Here is a 19914-nt window from a genome sequence, read left to right as displayed (position 1 = left end):
ATTTAACTATAAATAACGGAATCACTTTCTCACGCCTTCAGCAGTAAATGCTTCAGGCTGATTTAACAAATTACAAATATTGCACTGCCATACGCGGGCATTTCCCAGATAATCCTGCCGTCCCGGAGCTCTGCGCCCGTACCGGTCAGTGCTTCCTGTGCGCCTGATGCGGACACCGGGCAGTTGATTTCCATGTGGACCGGGTTCGCATCGTTGTTCACTGCTGTGATTACAGCCTCATTTCCCAGGATTCTGGCAAATGCGTACTGCCTGTTCGTCAGAAGCAGCTCCCGATACACGCCGTCGGTCAGTGCCGGATTCGCCTGACGGATGGCACCCAGTTTACATAACAATCCTTTTAGCTCCGGAATCGGCGGATTGGCCTCCATCTCAGAGAGTACCAGGTGGGGCCGCAGACCATCGTCGCAGGCTCCCTCTTTTCGGCCTTCCACGCCCCACTCGCCGCCGTAGTAGACGGATGGGATACCGGGCAGTGTGTACAGTAACGTGTATACTGACTGTAAAAAGCCCTTTTCCTTTAACTTATTGACGATACGATCTACGTCGTGGTTCTCTACAAAGGAATAGAGTCTGCATCCCTTGTAAATGCCGCCGTTCGCGTCGAACTGCCGTCTTATGGTATGGGCGATTTCGAAATAATTATGATCATTGTGGCCGGAATACAGACCCTTCCACAGCTCATAATTGGTCACCGAATGAAGCGTCTCATCGTTGACCCACCGGGCGTAATCTCCGTGAATCACCTCGCCCATGAGCCAGAAATCCTCCTTTTTCTGACCGGTCACCCAACGCAGCTCCTTCATGAAATCAAACTGCAGGCAGTCTGCACAGTCCAGGCGGATACCGTCGATATCGAATTCGTCAATCCAGAACCGCACCACATCCAGAAGGTAATCCTTCACGCCCCGATCCCAGAGATTCAGGTTCGCCAGTTCGAAGCAGTTGTGCCATGCCTTGTAGTAAAAGCCGTCGTTGTAATGGGTATTGCCCTCAAAGCTCACGTCCTGATACCAGCAACGGTACGGGGAATTCTCCCGGTTTTTCTGAATATCCCGGAATGCGAAAAATTCGCGGCCGGTGTGATTAAAGACGCCGTCTACCACCACCCGGATGCCATTTTCATGGCAAAGCTTTACGAAATGCTTAAAATCCTCATTGTCGCCCAGGCGGCTGTCCACCTGCTTATAATCCCTTGTATCGTAACCGTGGCTGGTGGATTCGAACAGAGGTCCGATATAGGTCGCCGTGAATCCGCACTCCTTCATGTGCCGCACCCAGTCGTCCAGCTCCCGCAGCCGGTGGGTCACGCCGTCCTCCGTGTGGGTCTTGGGCGCGCCCAGAAGTCCCAGCGGATAAATATGATAAAAAATGGCTTCTTCATACCATTTGGCCATCTTTTTCTGCCTCCCTTTGTAAGTCTTTTTTTATCCGTTATGAATAAATACCATGCATGAACTGGTGCACCAGCGCCTCAATCTCCGCCTCGGTGATCTGTACGTCTTCACGCTTACTGGTCTCCTGCTTCATGACGATGTAATACAGAACCAGGCCGATGAAGCCGAGGGAAAACTGCCGCTGCCGCCCGTGCATATTGCCCAAGTCCGCTGAGGCGTCGATGAAAATCTCTTCAATCTGCCGCTGCAGGCGGAACACCAGGGGGCGCACGGCCTTATAAGCGTCATTTCCCTTTGCCGAATGGTAGAGCGCCACGAAAAGCGCCGAAAACTTCGGTTCCCGCGCCACAAAGGCCGCCGCCGTCCGGGCCGCCGCGCACAGGGTATTCTTCAGGTCGCCGCGGTAAGCGCACGCCTCACGAAGCTCCGCCGCGAAGGCCTCGCTCCGGCTCGTCAGCAGCTGTTCCAGAAGACCGTATTTACTTTTAAAATAATAGTACAGCGTCGGCTTCGTCACGCCGGATCGCTCCGCGATCTCCTGGACGCCCACTGCGTCGTAGCCCCTGGTATAAAATAAATCCAGCGCTGTCTCAAGAATGGTTTCCCTGTTGTCCATATGTGTGTCCCTCCGGTAAGAATCCCCTTTCCAGGCTCTTCCGAGATACCAGAATTTCCGTCGGTTCTGTTTCTATTTCCATTATATACCGAGCGGTATAAAGCGTCAAGGTTTCCGCCAATCTTTTCCTTTCTTTTTTATATTTCAGAATTTTCCATCAACATTGACTTTCTTTTCTGTATTTTCTATAATGAAAGACAGAGGGAGAGACGTGAATCATCTGTAAGAAAGGATAGTTAGGTATTTATTTATGGTATTATCTGTAACTTTGAATCCCTGCATCGACAAAACCATTTATCTGGATAATCTGGAAATCGGCGCTTACAACCGGGTGAAGAATACCCGCGTAGACCTGTCCGGAAAAGGACTGAATGTGAGCACCGTGCTGAATAACCTGAAAGAAGAAACCATGTGCATGGGACTGAACTTCCGTGAAAGCGGCAATACTCTGGAACATGCCATGACAGCCCGGGGCCTGCAATACTATTTTGTCCGTTCAGAGGGCGCTATCCGAACGAATATCAAGCTTTTTGACCAGTCCAACCACATCATGACTGAGGTCAATGAGGCCGGACCTAACGTCTCCTTCGCTGCCATCGAAAAGCTGGTGGACGAAATTGATGTGCGACTGGATCACACACATATTCTGGTGTTAAGCGGCAGCGTGCCGCCCGGCGTCCCCGCCAATATCTATCAGCGCCTCATCCACCTGGCCCACAAAAAAGATGTCAAGACTGTGCTGGACACCACCGGTGAACCGTTCCGGCTGGGACTGGAAGAAAAGCCCTTCCTGATTAAGCCCAACAGTAAGGAATTTGAGCAGGCCTTCAAGAACGAACTGAAATCCGGCAAGGGTCCCCTCGAGGTTGCCCGCCAAATCGTAGATGGGGGCATCCCCTATGTCTGCATTTCCATGGGCGCCGACGGCGCGCTATTGCTGGATCAGGAGCACACCTACCGGGCGAAAGCCATTCCTGTGGAGGCCAAGGGCCTGACCGGCGCCGGCGATTCCATGGTGGCCGGTATGTGCTATGCTCTCCGGAAGCGCCTGGACACCGCCGATATGCTCCGCTACGCCATGGCCTGCGCGGCCGGCTCTGTACGGCAGGAGGGTACCCTGCTTGCCCGGGAGGCCGATGTGAAGGAGCTTCTGCCCCAGGTGGAGCTGGAGATCATCGCCTGACTGTTTTTTGAAAATAGTTCTGACAACAAAAGTGTTCCATTGACATAACTCTTTCTCCTGAACGCTGAATATCTGAAAATACGATACCGCCAGCCCTCTACAGACTGGCGGTACTTTTATATCTGCCCTTTCTTCTCTTTTGCTTTCTCCATCGCTTCCGTCTCCCGCACTATCCCCGGAAATGTCTTCAAAAACAGAACCGTCGTCATCGTCGCGGCTATCACATCCGCAGCCGGCTCTGACAGGAACGCCGCTTCCGCGCTCACCAGCATCGGAAGCAGTATCAGGCAGGAGAAATAAATCAGTTTTCGGAAAGCGGAGCAGAACAGTGCCCGCTTCACGTGCCCCAGCGCCGTAGTCTCGTCCACCAGCGGATACTGCACAGCCAGCGGCACAATCATGGCGGTAAATACTTTGATGTACCGTACAGATCGCAGCTTGATTTCCGCGTCTTTCGTAAACATGCTCACATAGAGCGGCGACAGCGTGTACGTAAATACCATCATCAGACTGCAGAAAATCACGCAAAGTCCGGTGATGCACCAAATGGCTTTTCGAATCCGTCCCGCATCACCCCTGCCATAATTAAAGCTGACCACCGGCTGACTGCCCAGGGTAATGCCGCTCATGGGCATAGTAATCAACAATAGATAACTCTGCACGATGGTGGCGCAGGTGACCAGAATATCCCCCTCGCCCGGACCTCCATAGCGCTGCAGCACTGTGTTCAGCACAATCAGCAGGATACTGTCGCTGGCGATAATCAAAAACGGAGAAAATCCGAAGCTTATGATTTTCCGCATCGTTTGTTTGGCAAAGCCGCCCCAGCCAAGTCTTATGGGCATTCTTTTTCCCCGCAGGCTCACCAGCACAAAGACGGCGGAAGCAAGCTGAGACAAAACTGTCGCAGCAGCCGCTCCGGCTACGCCCATATGGAAGCCGAAAATAAAAATGGGATCCAGAATAATATTCAACACTGCGCCCAGCATGACCGTCACCATGCCAAGTCCTGAAAAGCCCTGGGCTATCAGAAAGCTGTTCATGCCCGTGGATAACAACGCAAATACGGTTCCCAACGTATAGATGGTCACATAGGTGTTCGCATAAGCAAATGTGGCCTGACTCGCGCCAAACCACATCAGAAGCTTCTCCTTCGAAGCCAGAAATCCAAGGGTCAGAATCACCGACGTCACCAGAAGCATAAAAAAGCTGTTATTCAATATCTTCTGTGCTTCCCGCTCGTCCCCGGCTCCCATCCGCATGGCCATAATCGGCGATCCGCCAAGGCCAATCAGAGAAGCAAAGGAAGACAGCAGGGTGACAATGGGCGCACACACGCCCACTCCGGCCAATGCCAGACTTCCCACGCCTGCGCCGATGTACATTCGATCCACGATGGAATACAGGACGCTTACAAACTGTGCCAGCATGGTGGGAATCGCAAGCCGCAGCACCAGTGGGAATATCGGATCCTTTCCCAAATCATTTGTATGTCTCATTTTAAATCTCAAAATCCTTTTCCAACAAAATGGTATGACCAAACTCATCCAGTCTGCTCTTCTTCACCTTGCCAAAAAGTCCTTTCTTACCACCCCGGTCAATGGCTTCGTCTACCATCTCCTTTACCTCGGCCACGTTGACCAGATGATCGCTGGTCTGATTGTTGCCAATCCGGTTGTAGAGGGCCAGCACGGCCATCTCGTCCAGAACGCATTCCTGCTCCAGCGCGTAGGACTCGCCAAAGGCTACCAGCTCTTTGTTGGTAAATACCGGAATGTCAATGGTGCGGGTGAACTTGGCGCCCAGGCTCTCGCAGCGGATGAACAGCTTACGGATCTCATCTTTTTCATCCTCCAGAATAACCAGAAGACCGCCGGTCCTGCGGGTCATGGCATGGGACAGCTGTACAGCTGTCTCGGTCTTCAGCGCGCCTGCCTTTTCGATCAGCAATGCTCCGCCGCCCAGCTTCTGGATGACGCCGGATACATTCTTGCCGTTCAGATTGTCAGCCGGAACCTTGGCCATCTTCGCGCCCTTAATGCGGCGCTGCTTCTGCAGGGCCTTTACGATATCGGCTGCCAACGTGGTCTTGCCGTTACCACTCTCACCGGTAATAACGATATTGCCAAGCAGAGAATCGTCCCTGCGTTCTTTCCGCATCCGATCCTCTTCCAGGAGGGCTGCCAGCTGCTGGTTCATGCCCCGCACAGAGGTGAAGTATGCGAACAGCTTCTTCTGCTCCTCAGAAAGCTGGCCGGAAGGCAGGGTCGCTACGGTCTCTTCCAGATCCTTTTCCAGGTCATCCAGCATGGGGGAGACGGACTCAGCTTCTACCGGTTCCGGCTCTGTCTCCTCTGTTTCAGTCATGGGGGCTTCTGCTATTGTTCTCGTCTGCTCATTTTTTGTATCCGCCTCTGACGGCGCTTCCAGAATCTCCAGGATCTCCTGCGGCTCTTTCACTGTCTCGACAGATCCCTCGGATTTCTCCTCAGTTTCAGCTTCTGACGGTGCCTCCAGAATCTCCAGAATCTCCTGCGGCTCTTTTTCCGTTTCCACCGGTTTCTCCGGCTCAGCTTTCTCCACAACGGTTACTTCCGGCTTTGGCTCCGCTGCTGCCTTTGCTTCCGGCACAGTCTGCCGCGGCGCGGCGCTCCGCTCAATGGGATCCACATGCACCTTATAGGGATACCGCCCCTCGATCTCCTCAATCAGACGTAGTACCTCTTCCGGCACAGTCTGCTTTACTTCGATATTCAAATCCGGAAGCTGTCCGGTGGCACGCAGGCGCTCCCGCTCTTTTTTCCGTGCTTCATCACGTTTCGCTGCCTCGGCGATGGCCGCCTCGGTCTCCCGTTTCTTCTCCTCCCAGGTGTTCAGCACATCCTTGATGCTCATCTGACCAGTAATCTGCTTTTCTACAACGCTTTCATCCGGATCGAAGGTAATCTGTCCGGTATCCGTCTGTCCCAGAAATCCCGAAGGCCTGACAGGCTCTGAAGGCTCTTTCTTCTCCCGCAGAAGCTTATCCGGATCCAGATCCTCAAACTGCTGTGCCTCCCTCACCTCCGGAGCTTCTTCCGGAACCGCGTCTGCCCGCGGTGCTTCCGCTTTCGGCTCCTCCGGCGTCAGCTCCTCCGCCTGCTCCTCCTGATGCTTCTCTTCCTCGATATAATCCTGCACGCCTGCTGCCAGCGCCGCCTGCAGGTTCACGGTATTGAACCTGTCCTCCATATTGACCGTCTTGATCTCGATGGATCGGGCGCGCTCCTCGCCCACCATCTGGCGGTACTTTTCCTCCTGGGAAGCAGTCAGCGGCTGAATCTTCCTCTTCAGCTCCATGGCCTTGCGCACATACTCGCCCTCGCTGAACCACAGAATCAGGTCGTCGCACTCCTCCACACACTTGGAAAGCTGACCGTCCTGATAATAAAGCTCCGCCAGCTCGTAAGCCCACTGCTCCTGATATTCCCGGCTCTTATACTCCTCCAGAATCGCGATCTGATCCTCCAGCGCCGCGCCTCTGCCCTTGTAAATCTTATACTTCAGCACATATCTGCCCAGATCATGGGGCGCAATCTTCACGAACTCCTTGTAAAGCTCCACCGCCTCATTGTAATCTTCCATCCTGACCGCAATCTCCGCCATCTTGTATACAATCATACGACCAATGGGCGCGCAGTCATAGGCAATATTCAAAATCTCATAGCAGTCCTCAAAACGTCCGCAGCCCTCGTAGGCTTCCGCCACTTCCATCAAAAGGCCCACATTGCGGACCTTTCTCCAGTCGATGGAGTCCGCAATCTTCGCCGCCGTCTCATAATTTTTCCTGTCCAGCTGCTTTTCCAGCTGTTCTGTCTTTATCTGAAATTCATATTTATCCAACGATATTCACCTCAGTTATTTCCGCACATTCTCAAACTTTAGTGTATCACAGGGCTGTATGCTTGTCAAAGCAAAACACCCGGAGAAATTCGCCATTTCTCCGGGTGTAACATACTTTTATTCTGTAATTTCTGTAATAGCCAGCGCCAGCGCGCCGTCGCCGATGTGGCAGGATACGCTTAAGGACAGCGGGTCTATAAAACCGACCTGATATCCCTGAAATGCCGCCTCGACCTCGTCGCGGAATTTCAGGGCCTCGACCTCGTTGTTGGTGTGCGCGATATCCATGTGAACCTTATGGGCCGCCACGCCGCCGAAACGGGTCTCAATGTCCTCCCGGATATGATCAATCATCAGCTGCTTGGCCTGGTGCATGGTGCGGGCCTTGGCGCAGCTGTCCAGCTTCTCGCCCTGGATGGTCAGCACCGGCTTCAGACGGAGCATGGTCCCGATAGCCGCTACTGCCGGGGTCAGACGGCCGCCTTTTTTCAGGTATTTTAAGGTGGCTACGGTGATGTAGATGCTGGAATTCTTTCCGGTTTCTTCCAGGAAATCTTTGATCTCCTGACCGCTTTTTCCATCCTTCACCATGGCAAGGGCTGTGTCCACGGAACGTCTCTGGGTAACAGAAATCCGGTGGTTATTGACTACAAATACTCTGTCTTCATAATCCGCCGCCAGCGCTGCCGCTGTCTGGCAGGAGCCTGACAGGCCGCTGGACATGGGAATCTGTACGATCTCGTCATATTCCTTTAGAAGCTCGTCCCAAAGCTTCAGGATCGCGTGGGGAGACGGCTGGGAGGTGGCGATATCCGCATCTCCTTTCAGCTTCTCGTAAAACTCTTCCTGTGTCAGATTGATTCCTTCAAAATATTCATTTCCATCAATTGTAAAAGGCATCGGCAGCACATGGATTCCCATCTTCTGTGCTTCTTCCTGCGTAATGCCACTGTTGCTGTCTGTCACAACCGCTATCTTTTTCACCTGGGCTGCCCCTTTCTGTGCTTTCTCTTATTAAGAATACTGCATATACTGATTTTCTTACTGCAAATATCACAAGTATAGCAGTTTGCGCAGAAAAAGGCAAGAAATTACGTTTATTTCCCTTTCCCTTTCATTTCTTCATCTTCGGCTGAAAGATCAGACTGGCCAGGTAGCCGAATACCAGGGCCGCGCTGATACCCACAGCGCTGGCTTTGAAGCCGCCCTTAAAGATTCCTAAGAATCCGTCTGCGTCTACCGCCTCTTTGACGCCCTTCCAGAGGACATTGCCGAAGCCCGGCAGAGGGACAGAAGCACCCGCGCCCGCGAACTTCTGGAAGGGTTCGTAGATACCGACAGCGCCCAGTACTGCGCCGGTGCAGACCAACAATACCATGATCCGTCCCGGCATCATTTTCGTCTTCTCCATCAGGATCTGGATCAGGGCGCAGATGAGACCGCCAATGAGGAATGCTTTTACGTAGTCCATAATGTTTCTCTCCTTTTTAGCAATGTTCTATCACAATCGCATGCGCGATGCCCGGTACACTCTGACCCTCATTAAAGCTTACCGTCGATAACAGTGCGCCCGTAGGCACGAAAAGCATCCGTTTCCATTCCCCGCGCTCAATCTTAGGCAGCAGATACGCCGCCAGCGTCACAGCAGAGCAGGCACAGCCGCTGCCGCCGGAATGTGTATCCTGTTTCTCCGGGTCGAAGATCAGTATTCCGCAATCCTGATGCCGGGCGGAAATATCGTACCCCCGCTCAGCCGTCAAATCAATCAGAATCTTCCGCCCCACATTTCCCAGATCACCGGTTACGATGGCATCGTAGTCCTCCGGCTTCCGCCCGAAGTCCGCAAGATGCGCACAGATGGTATCGCAGGCCGCCGGAGCCATGCAGGCTCCCATGTTCATGGAATCTTTCACGCCGTAGTCGATGACCTTGCCCGGCGTGGCTCCGGTAATTTTCGCGTGTCCGCCACTCCCGGACAGTACAAAGGCTCCGCTGCCGGTGACGGTCCAGGTAGCCGATAAGGGACGCTGACCGCCGTACCCAAGCGGAAACCGAAACTGCTTCTCCGCACTGCCGAAGTGGCTGGAGGTCAGCGCCAGAACGGCCTCAGAATAACCGCCCTGTACGGTCATGGCTCCCAGCATCAGCGCCTCCCCTATGGTCGAGCAGGCCCCGTACAGACCGAACAAAGGCAGCTTCAGATCCATCACGCCGAAAGAGGTGGCAATGAGCTGTCCCAACAGATCCCCGGAAAAAAGATACCGCACCGGCGGCACGCCCGGTCCCGGCAGCTCCGCCGCTTTCCGCATTGCCAGCTGCGCCGCCCGCTTCTGCAGCGCGCTCTCGGCCTCCTCCCAGGTAGCCTGTCCCGCCATCGGATCCGGCTCCGCCTCATCAAAAAGAGCCCCCAGCGGCCCCTCGCTCTCCTTCTTTCCCACCACACTGGCCGCGCTCACGATCTGCGGCGGCCGCTGGAAGCAGATGCTCTGTTTTCCTACAATCGTATTCATGTATGTCCGCACCTCCGTGTTCCTTTTTTGCTTTCTTATTTGGAAATTATTTTCTCCGAACACGGTTATTTTATGCGGGAGGGCAGAAAAATAGTCCTGAGAGTTTTAAGTCTCAGGACTATCGTTCAAAACTCAATTATGCCTATATGATTGTTTATTCGTATCTCTGTACCTAGTGGACGTGACAATTCTGCAAGATATTCTAAGACATCGTCATTGCCCGCAATACTGGGAACACCGATCCTGCTACGCGGCTTTTTCATATGTAGATCAATAGGATACAGGCGAATCTGCCGGAACCCTCCGTCCTCAACTGTAAACCCGGCCATTACAGAACGCCAGATATTTTCCTGCACGATGTAACCTGTAGTGCCGTCATGATTACGCATGCTGATGTATGCGCCGACTGTTGTGGTATTGGGCATATTCACATTTTCGTAGGCGTCCGCAGGCTGTACACGAACTGTATCGGTCTCAAAGATAAAATTACCCAAGCTGTAAAAAATTGGTTTATTCCTATATATCTCGATACCACGCAATTCATGCGGACCATGTCCTATAATCGCATCCGCACCGGCATCAATGCACTGGTGTGAAAAGCTCTTTAAAAAATCAGCCGGTTCTGTCGGATCTGTACCTGCGAATTCATGGGAATGCACGCTGACAAGCACATAATCTGCCTGACGGCGCGCCTCCTGAATAGCACTGCAAATGCGCGCCATATCCTTATCATTCGGCTCCGTGGTGATATAATTGCGTTCATCCAGTTGAAAATACATACCGTCAAAATACAGCTTACCCTCCGGCATAGGACGGGCATAGCCGTTCTGAACATTTCTCTCATAGTTCGCGTTCAGGTGTGTCTCCTTACTGAGTTGGGCAAGCATATTATAATATGACTTTTCAACATGGACAGTTTTCTGAAAACGCAGGCCGTTGAGGCCGGGACGTCCACTTAACTCGATACTCTGATTACCTGCCATATCTGAATCATGAAAAGTAGAACATACACCAAGCATAGCAACCCGTGCATCTGCAGTTTCCACATAGACAGCAGAACTGGCATCTGCCATATTTTTCCCGGTTCCGGCATAGAGCATATCCCGTTCCCGAAGATGACGGATGGTTGCAAGCAATCCACCATGACTGTAATCCAGCGAATGATTATTTGCGGTATTGTACAAATTAAAACCGAATTTTTTCAAATCGTCCAGTATTTCCGGCTCAGCCATTGCCCATGTTCCACCGGAAAAAGCTGAGGGAACGCCTTCCTGATTATGGGTCGTTATCTCCAGATTGTTGAAACGGACTTCGTAACGAGAAAGGATCTCCCGGATCTGGTCAAATCCCTCGTAACCGTTCTCCGGCAGTCTCCGTGTCATGAATGAATCGCCAGTCGCAATGATTGTCGTCTTTGACATAATACTTTCCTTCCTTCCAGTTTCACACTAACATTACTCCACCCTTACGCGAAGTAACTCATCATAATATCCATAACCAACTTTCTTCCGGGAAGCAGGCTGTCAATTAGAACATATTCTTCTCTGGAATGTGCGCCTTCGCCATTATAGCAGGCAAGGCACAGAGATGGGATACCACGGGACAGAGGAATATTACAGTCTGTTGAGCCGCTACCGAACTGCGCCTCACAGCCAAAATAATCCTGATAAGCCTGATTTGCCTTATCCATCATTTTCTGCTGCTCCACCGCATCCACATCACCAGTACAGGGACGCTCGCCCAGCACCTCGACCTCTATTCTGACACCTTTCTGCCGATAGAAAGACACGCATGCATCGAAATGTGCCTGCATCTGCTCCATGGCGTCCATTCGATCGGAACGGAACTCATAAAGCATCTCTGCCTTCTGCGCAATGGTGTTTACTGAGGTTCCTCCCTGGATCACTCCTACATTATAACTCGTTCCAGTTGGCGGCTTAATTGTATACAGCGCGTCTATCATAGAGGCCATATAAGCTATGGCGTTCCGATTTCCGAAAGCATTGTAAGAATGGCCTCCTTCCGTTTCTATCGTAACCCGGAAGCGTCTTGATCCAACGGCGATATTTATCATTTTCCCATTCCACCCATCAATCGTATAGAAATGATGAATCCGATCGCCGTAGTCCTCCATGATCTTACGGCTTCCCTTCAGATTGCCCAGCCCCTCCTCGCCAGAATTAATAACAATCAGGAGCCCGCTTCTTCGGGGCTGGAGCTGTTCGCTGATAGCATACCGAGCCGCCATCAGCAACGCAATGATGCTCGTCGTATTGTCTCCGATACCCGGACAGCAGATGCGCTCTTCCGTAACACTCAGGGGCAGCTCTTCCAGATCCGGAAATACGACATCACTGTGCGCCATAAATACATCTACCTCGTCGTTACATTCCCCAAGCTTACAAACCACATTCAGGGCATCGTCTATATAGACGTCCTTTGCGCCTGCCTTAAGAAACCAGTCCCGGCAGAATTCCGCACGCTTCTCCTCGTGATTAGAGGGCGCGGGAATCTTTGCCAGTGTCGTCAAAAGCTCCATGGCCTCCTGAGCTGTATTGCATACATAATCCATCATTTTCTTGCTTAATGCCATATTTTATATCTCCCTTTTTCAGACATTATACACATATACTACAATGTGGAAAGACATTGTAGTCATCTTTTGTTATGTGTTGTCGAACTGCCGACGCGAACCCCCACGATCTTCTGATGCATTCGGATAAAAATCACTGCGCCCAGATCGCAGGCAAAAGTATCACCAAAAACATATACGCAGGCATGCGTACCTCCATTTTTCTCTATGCTTAAGCCACTTTCGGAACACCTGACAATATAGCGTTCCAGCACAGTACCATATGCACCCTCATATTCACGCAGATCCGTATTCGCGGGAAGAGGCTGGGCATCGACCCGTCTGCACAACAAAGACTGTAACATCAGGTGATCTGCAGAACCCCCGTTGACCGCCGGCAGACCTACGCAAACTCTCTGCGTTCCTGCCGTATAATAATAAACACCGCTGCGGCTATGGGGATAAAGCAGATGTTCGCCATCTTTATCTCTTAAAACAGGTTTGCCATCTATCATTTGCAGGCTGAACAAACCATTTGCATCTCCAAGATATGTCCCCTCATGAAGCCGTTCCCTCTCTGGACAATACCTGCCACTCTCCCAGAGTTCAACACTCTTCGGCAGGGCACACAGATCATCCAGAATCAACTCCGGGATCAAATTTGTACTCAGTATATCGCCACCATCCGTATTTAGCGTCAGCGTAACAGCAAAGCCACGCTCTGGAACAGTCCAGATCGACGCAAAATAGGGCGGAGATTGTCCGTCATGTCCGGCCAGCGCAATTGTTTTATACTGCTTCAGGCGCATGGTGATACCGTATTCATTCCGATAATTCAGATACAGACTTGTCTGAGGCGTCATCATTTCCCGCATGGAAGCCGGGCTGATCAGAGGTGCTCCGTCGTTGAGCAGGAGTCTGGCCAACTTCGCCATGTCATCCACAGTCGAGAACAGGCCGCCGACCGCATGTCTCGTTGCATTCACCGGAATATAGTGCAGCACTTCCGGGCCAGCTCTGTGCGGCACAGCGAGAGAAAAGGTCGCCGCCTCACACAGCGTAAAGGTCGTATGATCCATACCAAGCGGCTGAAGAATATACTCCTTTTCCAACTGCGTAAAGGGTTTCCCCATAATGCTCTGCACCGCGTACGCTACCAACCGAATGCCCCAGTTGGAATAGTAATAAAGTTGATCCTCCGGTCTGGTAACTGGCTCAAGTGTGCTCAGTCCTTCTTTCAGCACTTCCTCCAGTTTATCCTCGTCGTGCGGACCGTCCGGTGTATATTCCGAAGGAAGTCCTGCAGAATGACTCAACAATCTGCGGATCGTAATCCGATCACGTGTTGAGTTATCCCGGAATTGAAGCCAGGGTACATATTGGATGATCGGTGCATCCAGATCAAGTCTGCCTTCTTCCACCAGACGCATTACCAGGATACCAAGCGTAATCTTCGTGCAGGACGCAATACGGAACAGTGTCTGCGTCGTGACTTTATCCCAAGGCTTTTCAACGCTTGTCACACCGTAAGCGTTGTGCCATAAGATCTTTTCGCGATCAGAAACTGCTACAGCCAGACCAGCGATCCCATATGTATCCATGAATTCCCTGATCTTACGCTCCCATCGTTCCTGATATTGCATAGATACCTCCTTCACCTGCCTGTCCGGCACAGTTTTATTAATACTTCTGAAAAATACCGCGAATCTCATCCAGATCAGAAGTTACCGTCAAAGCAAGCTGAAGCAGTAATCTTGCCTTGATCGGAGTAAAGTCGCCTGCACAGATCGTACCATATTCCTGATCTGGTGTGGCGCTATGGGCTGCAACATAACCAGAATAAACGCGGCTGGCCCTCACAAGGAAAGGCTTTTTCTCCAATGCCTTATAATACTCCCGCATGCGCGGCGGGATAGCTCCCGAACCCATTCCGGCAACCACGATGCCATCACAGCCACTTTCCACTACATTCTTCAGCAACAGCTCAGAGCAGTTCTCATGCGTCATAATAATCTCAACGCGAGGTAGCTCCGTGAGAGCCTGAACATCAAATTGAGACTGGCTTCCGTGCGGGCGAACCGGTGCATAATAGAAGCGGACGTCCGCTCCGATGACATGTCCCAGAGTGCCATATTCCAGACATTTGAATGTGTCCAACCGATACGTGGATGTTTTTGCAACATCCCTTGCAGAAAGCAGGCGATTGCACATGCATACCATAACGCCCTTTTCCCAGGCCTCCCTGCTGGCCGCGGTACAAATCGCATTGATCAGATTACCCGGACCATCCGCACTGTGTGCGGAAGCTGGAAGCATAGATCCTGTTATAACCACCGGTTTAGAACTTTTAACCGTAAGATAAAGGAAAAAAGCTGTTTCCTCAAGCGTATCCGTTCCATGCGTGATCACAAGGCCGTCAACTGTCGGATCAGCCAGCACTTCGTTTACACGCCGGGCCAGCTGCAACAGATGCGCTTCATCCATTGCTGACGACGCCAATGAAAAAATGTTCTCTGCCGTAATCTCTGCATGAGCTTCAATTCCTTTGATGGAGCGTATCAGTTCGTTGGCCAACAGCAAATCATTCGCGCTGTAACCAGTGGTCTGCATTGCGCTCTTTTCATGCGCCGCTATTGTTCCGCCTGTTGCAATAATATGGATATGTGGTAATTTCATAAAATGCTCCTTTTCAAAATATCTCAGCATAACAGGTGCTACAACATTTTTCGCGCAGCACCTGTCACGGCGGCGATTCCGAAAAGAATCAGCCTGCCTTATTTATAGGATTCCACCGAGGGATCGAATTCTTTTGTTCCGTCATAGATCCCCTTCGAAAACTCACCATCCACTTTCGAGACAACCATAGCGACCATCATATCATCAATATTATTGTTGACAGTACGGATCGGTCCAAGAATAAAGTCTGCTGCGGAAATGATGACCATACCAGCTGCCGGAAGGCCACAGGCCTGCAAAATGATCGCCAGCATAACGAGTCCACCGCCAGGAACCGTGATAACCGCAAAGGAAAATGCCGTAGAGAACAGAACCATATGGATAAGATCACCTGTGGTCTGTACGATACCAAACGCCTGCGCTACAGTAATGCAGGAGAGTGTAAAGAACATCAGTGCGCCGTCACAGTTCATGCTCATACCCATGGGACAAACAAACTTTGCAATTCTGGGAGATACACCAAGTTTCTTCTGCGTATCTTCAACCTTTGTCGGCAGAGCAACCGCCGAGGAAGCAGATACGGCAGCAACTGTCGCTGTCTGACCAAGTTTGCCGAAGAGTTTCATCGGATTTACGCCGCAGAAGAGCGCAGTCAGGGTGCCAAAAATAACTGTCATACAAATCATACCCACAAAATCTGCGGTAACAAGCAGGCCGAGCGCCTTGAAAAGCTGATTTCCCAGTACGCCGACTGCCTGCGCCACAAAAGAAAAGATTGCAAGCGGAAGAAGCTGAATGACAATGCTGATGTACTGCATGATGATCTTGTTCAACGCACGGATTCCATCCAGAACCGGGTTTTTCTCATTCTTGCTTCCGTAAATAGAAAGTGCAACACCAAGTAAGATCGCGGCAATCACACATTGCAGATTGTTGCCAGAGGACATGGAATTAAAAATATTGTTGGAGAAATAACCCATAATCGTATCAATGATGCCACCGTTGTCTGGAGCAACATAACTCGTATCAACAGCAAAAATCGACATATCCAGACCAACGCCCGGCTTAAAGACGAATCCGAGTATCACGCCGAAGATTCCACCGACCGCACTGGTAACGGCAAAGAGGGCAATCGTCAAGCCTCCAAGTTTGCCCAGTTCAGCAGGCTTCAAACCACCGACAGCCTCCATAACAGAGCACATGACCAAAGCAATAAGCGGCATCTGGATCAGGCGCATAAAGAGGTTTCCGAAGACAGCCAGGTTATCTGATTTTTCCTTAAGAATCAGACCGACTACAAGTCCCAGTACCGCCCCGAGGACGACGCCGATTGTCAGATTGTACTTTTTCTTTTCCATAACACACTTCTCCTTTCTTTTGCTGAAGCAATTTGCCATTTATTCCGGCTATGTTTATAATCTACCACAACATATTTTCCAGGAGAATTATTCTTATTTTATCATTCTTTCCATGATAGGCCGTAAATTCACGCTCTTTTTTCTCGTAAAAATCTAATTTTTACTCTTGTTTTTACAATTGCGCGAATAGAAGCTAAATATTTGTTTATTATCTTCTATAAACGTTATAAATAAAAATTATCACCAAAACAAAAAAGTGGAAAGAGAACGTCTGGTGGGCGTCCCCTTTCCACTTTTTAAAAATAGCTTGACAAAATCGACAGAAATTCCATAGCCAGATCCGATAGTACAGCATTTTTCCTAGTGATCCATCCCATAATATTATAACAGTCGCAATCAAGAAGTTCCAGCGATCGCACACCGTCGTAGTACGGGATGGTGGTATATGCTTTCCGATTAGTAGCAACGATGCTAAAACTATCCGTGCTTCGCACAATGTCCAGAATAATGGACCATGACTTCGCATAAATCCGATGCGGACATACCTCATTTCCCAGCCCCAGGATGTCCGGCAACGGAGAAAATGGCCCGGATTCCATTTCATCAAAGCCAACAAAGGTTTTCCCTCTCAGTTCTTCACAGATTATGTAATCATTTTCCGAATAAAACTGCGGATGCGCCTTTCCGATTAGCGCACAAACCTTAATTTGATCCAGGCGAACGAATCGAAGCTCTTTTTCTTCCAATTGGCGCACCATTTCCTCATAAAATGGAGAAAAAATGCCCAGCACACCCAATTCCACCTCATTATTTGCAACCATCTCAATGATACTGGAACGATCGCCATCCATCAGCGACAAATGGATCGGCGTAGCCAAATGGCGGTTATATAGCTGAATTGCTGCTTCTGTCAGATATCGATAGGGCAGAATGGCAACTGAAAAATAATTGGACTGTAGCTGCCCGATATCCTGCTTCAGATTTGTCAGTCTTTCAAACTGGGATACGATCGGCGCTGCATAGTCAACAAAGGCCTTTCCGGCCTTTGTCAGTTGCATGCCTCTGGAAGAGCGGGTGAATATCTGATACCCGACCTCTTCCTCGAGATTCTGTATGGAAACAGACAGATTCGGCTGAGAAATATATAGATTCAAAGCAGCTTGCCGCATACTTCCACAACGGGCAATCTCAACTACATGACGAAGCTGTTCAATCCTCATGGCTTTCCACCTTCTTATCGGACTTTTGTAAAGAATAACGCCTCCAGTTCAGGAAGGAAAATGTAATTGACACCGCGATAAACAGTAAGGGATAAAATCCCCAGGTAATAGTGAACTGATTTATCAGATCCATAAGCAGAAACAGCATCGTCAGGATTACACTGCCGACGAGCGCATCCATCAGGCACAAACGCCTCGCCTGTTTATCCGCACCGCTTGCAGAAACATCCGGGAACGACCTTAATGTCAGGTATGTGCGCCGAGTGTCATTTAATACAGCCATCTCCTTTTTTCTGCGTTCACGCTCACTTGAAATTGTCTGATTCAGCGAATCAAAAGCTTTCATCTGTATGCCCTCCTGTACCGTTCTCCTATACACCAGTTTCTTTTGTTATTTTAAACAGGAAAATGCATACTGTCAAATCGGAGCGATAAAGAGCATTCATTATTACTTTTTCTCACTTTCTTCAGTCAAAAACCGAACCGCATTTTTATGAATAATTCCATCCCTGGAGAAATCCATTTTATCAAGGGAAATGACGTATTTGGGATAATTATCTTCGATTTCACGAAAAGCGCCAAACTCCCGGTCAATTACCTTCTGATCATACAGATAGTACGCTACCTGGTAATACTCTTTTTCATTTCCACGGACTGCCACAAAATCCACCTCTGACTTTCTGGTCTTTCCCACATATACATCATATCCCCGAACTATAAGCTCGTTATATATGATATTTTCGAGAAGCGCCCCCATTTCCAGTTTAAAGCCTGAATTTCGAACCCGGCCAAGTCCGGTGTCTGTCAGGTAATACTTCTCCATTTTCGTCAAAATATACTTGCCCCGTACATCATAGCGCGACACTTTTCGCATAATCATGGATGCCGTGATATTTTCCAGATAATTGTAAATGGTTTCCCGGGAAATCTTGCGTTCCACACTCATAAAATAGTCGGATATGGATTTCACGGATACAGTCTGGGACGGATTACAGGCCAGATATTCTATCAGCCGGTTAAATACGTCCACATCTCGGATTCCCGCGCGCTGTACAATGTCTCTCAGCACGATCGTGTCATAGACATCCCTGAGAAATGTTTTTACCTGCTCCTGATCGGTCAGCTGAAACCGCTGAGGCATACCGCCCCATTCCATATATTCCAACAGCATTTCCTCTGTGGCAGACTCTGGCTGCACCTTACGAATCTCGCACATTTCCCGAAAAGAAAAGGGCATAACCAGAAAGCTCACATATCTGCCGGACAGATAGGTTGCCAATTCTCCTGAAAGAAGCTTTCCATTGGAGCCCGTGATAAAAATGCTTACGTCAAACTTCATGCGCAGCGAATTAATCACCCGTTCAAATTCAGACACCGTCTGTATTTCATCAAAGAAAAGATAATATTTCTGTTTCTCTGTCAGCTGCTCTTTCACATATTCATGCAGATCTTTTCCAGACTGTATAAATGAAAAATCATAATCTTCAAAATTCAGATACAGGATCTGATCCTCCCGTATTCCTTCTGCCAGCAGTTCCTCTTTTATCTGCTGTAGCAATACGGATTTTCCACATCTGCGGATTCCTGTAATCACCTTAATCAAATCCAAATGATAAAATGGCCGGATCTTTTTCAGATACATTTCACGTTTTACCATATTCTTTCCCTCCCATTTTACCTATTATAGTAGTATATTTTTTTATTTTTGTCAATTTTATAAATTTTAAATTGACAAAATTGATGTTTTTAAAGTAAAAGACTGTTATACATATAGTTTTTACATCTGTATAACAGTCTTTTCTTCACTTATTTCTGTCTATGCTTCCCATTCCGCGCCGCCGTTTTGATGAGGGTGGTGTCCACGTCGTCCTCGTAGAGGCGCATTTCCACCTCGATAGGGGTGGGCTCTTTGGTGAGGCGGCGGCCGCCCAGGTGGTTAAAGAAGGCCAGGATGCCCACGGCCAGGCCTAAAGAGTAGGTGAATTCCAGGATGGTGTAGCCGTCCGAAGGCTGGCCGGTCAGGAGGGTGTAGAACTGACGGAACAGATCGACGGTGGAGACGTCGTTGTTGAAGGCCATGATGGAAAATGCGGATCCAAAGAAGCATAGGATGCAGACCAGGCTCACTTTCAGGAAGGTCCGGAACCGGTTCTCCTCCGGTTTGGTGGAATATTCGGCTACGAAATCCATTTCTCCCATATTCTGGATCTCCAGACTCGGGTAGACAGCCTGGATTTTCTCGACCACGTCCAGGATCGAGATGACCGTGCGGCCTGCGCAGGAGCGTCTGCCCGGCTTTACATCCTGGAAGGCGTAGAGTTTCTCGGTCTTCAGGCGGTTTACGATTGCCGGATCCGCGCACTGCATTTCCACAGCCTCGCCCAGGGTCAGGACGCGGTTGTAGGTGCGGACGTTTTTTTCGGGTTTCAGGTACAGGATTTCGCTCATGGGGACGCCTCCGTATATCGTATTCTTCCTTTTA

At 50.0% G+C, this 19914-nt stretch carries 17 protein-coding genes; 1 reads left to right on the top strand and 16 read right to left on the bottom strand.

Annotated features, from left to right (window positions below; all coding sequences use genetic code 11):
* Positions 1–62 precede the first annotated feature (62 nt).
* Both WMO29_RS11055 and WMO29_RS11050 read right to left on the bottom strand, forming a co-directional pair.
* The gene (locus WMO29_RS11055; RefSeq protein ID WP_349164816.1) at positions 63–1415 is read right to left on the bottom strand and encodes an alpha-amylase family glycosyl hydrolase; all 1353 of its coding nucleotides are present in this window, start codon (positions 1413–1415) and stop codon (positions 63–65) included.
* 37 nt (positions 1416–1452) lie between these two features.
* Positions 1453–2031 (bottom strand): TetR family transcriptional regulator, encoded by a 579-nt coding sequence (locus tag WMO29_RS11050; RefSeq protein WP_178038339.1) that lies wholly within the window; start codon positions 2029–2031, stop codon positions 1453–1455.
* A 250-nt stretch (positions 2032–2281) separates the two neighbouring features.
* Between WMO29_RS11050 and pfkB the strand changes: the two genes are divergently transcribed.
* Positions 2282–3214, top strand: a complete 933-nt coding sequence (gene pfkB, locus WMO29_RS11045; protein ID WP_349164815.1) for a 1-phosphofructokinase — start codon at positions 2282–2284, stop codon at positions 3212–3214.
* A gap of 116 nt (positions 3215–3330) precedes the next feature.
* Here the strand turns inward: pfkB and WMO29_RS11040 are convergent, their stop codons facing one another.
* The 14 genes from WMO29_RS11040 to WMO29_RS10975 form a co-directional block, all read right to left on the bottom strand.
* Positions 3331–4713, bottom strand: coding sequence for an MATE family efflux transporter (locus WMO29_RS11040; protein ID WP_349164814.1), 1383 nt, complete (start codon positions 4711–4713; stop codon positions 3331–3333).
* A gap of 1 nt (position 4714) precedes the next feature.
* Entirely contained in the window at positions 4715–7096 is a 2382-nt protein-coding gene (locus WMO29_RS11035) for a hypothetical protein (protein WP_349164813.1), read from the bottom strand.
* A gap of 117 nt (positions 7097–7213) precedes the next feature.
* The gene (locus tag WMO29_RS11030) at positions 7214–8080 is read right to left on the bottom strand and encodes a DegV family protein (RefSeq protein ID WP_349164812.1); all 867 of its coding nucleotides are present in this window, start codon (positions 8078–8080) and stop codon (positions 7214–7216) included.
* Between the two features lie 130 nt (positions 8081–8210).
* Positions 8211–8567 (bottom strand): stage V sporulation protein AE, encoded by a 357-nt coding sequence (spoVAE, locus tag WMO29_RS11025; RefSeq protein WP_349164811.1) that lies wholly within the window; start codon positions 8565–8567, stop codon positions 8211–8213.
* A gap of 16 nt (positions 8568–8583) precedes the next feature.
* Entirely contained in the window at positions 8584–9606 is a 1023-nt protein-coding gene (locus WMO29_RS11020) for a stage V sporulation protein AD (protein WP_349164810.1), read from the bottom strand.
* A 125-nt stretch (positions 9607–9731) separates the two neighbouring features.
* On the bottom strand, positions 9732–11027 hold the full coding sequence (locus WMO29_RS11015; protein WP_349164809.1) for a CapA family protein: 1296 nt from the start codon (positions 11025–11027) through the stop codon (positions 9732–9734).
* A 44-nt stretch (positions 11028–11071) separates the two neighbouring features.
* The gene (locus tag WMO29_RS11010; protein WP_349164808.1) at positions 11072–12199 is read right to left on the bottom strand and encodes a M20/M25/M40 family metallo-hydrolase; all 1128 of its coding nucleotides are present in this window, start codon (positions 12197–12199) and stop codon (positions 11072–11074) included.
* Between the two features lie 62 nt (positions 12200–12261).
* The gene (locus tag WMO29_RS11005) at positions 12262–13821 is read right to left on the bottom strand and encodes a serine hydrolase domain-containing protein (RefSeq protein WP_349164807.1); all 1560 of its coding nucleotides are present in this window, start codon (positions 13819–13821) and stop codon (positions 12262–12264) included.
* A gap of 37 nt (positions 13822–13858) precedes the next feature.
* Positions 13859–14884, bottom strand: a complete 1026-nt coding sequence (locus WMO29_RS11000; RefSeq protein WP_349164806.1) for an asparaginase — start codon at positions 14882–14884, stop codon at positions 13859–13861.
* Between the two features lie 68 nt (positions 14885–14952).
* A complete protein-coding gene (locus WMO29_RS10995) occupies positions 14953–16212 on the bottom strand; it encodes a dicarboxylate/amino acid:cation symporter (protein ID WP_349164805.1) in 1260 nt (419 codons plus the stop codon).
* A 296-nt stretch (positions 16213–16508) separates the two neighbouring features.
* A complete protein-coding gene (locus tag WMO29_RS10990) occupies positions 16509–17432 on the bottom strand; it encodes a LysR family transcriptional regulator (RefSeq protein WP_349164804.1) in 924 nt (307 codons plus the stop codon).
* Complete coding sequence (locus WMO29_RS10985) at positions 17422–17778, bottom strand: hypothetical protein (RefSeq protein WP_349164803.1); 357 nt, start codon at positions 17776–17778, stop codon at positions 17422–17424. The genes WMO29_RS10990 and WMO29_RS10985 overlap by 11 nt, the downstream gene beginning before the upstream one ends.
* A gap of 102 nt (positions 17779–17880) precedes the next feature.
* Complete coding sequence (locus tag WMO29_RS10980; RefSeq protein WP_349164802.1) at positions 17881–19089, bottom strand: ATP-binding protein; 1209 nt, start codon at positions 19087–19089, stop codon at positions 17881–17883.
* Positions 19090–19238: 149 nt separating this feature from the next.
* The gene (locus tag WMO29_RS10975; protein ID WP_349164801.1) at positions 19239–19880 is read right to left on the bottom strand and encodes a stage V sporulation protein AA; all 642 of its coding nucleotides are present in this window, start codon (positions 19878–19880) and stop codon (positions 19239–19241) included.
* Positions 19881–19914: the final 34 nt, after the last annotated feature.

The organism is Laedolimicola intestinihominis (genome assembly GCF_040096155.1).
Classification (GTDB): Bacteria; Bacillota; Clostridia; order Lachnospirales; family Lachnospiraceae; genus Laedolimicola; species Laedolimicola intestinihominis.
This window is presented reverse-complemented; position numbering and strand designations above follow the sequence as displayed.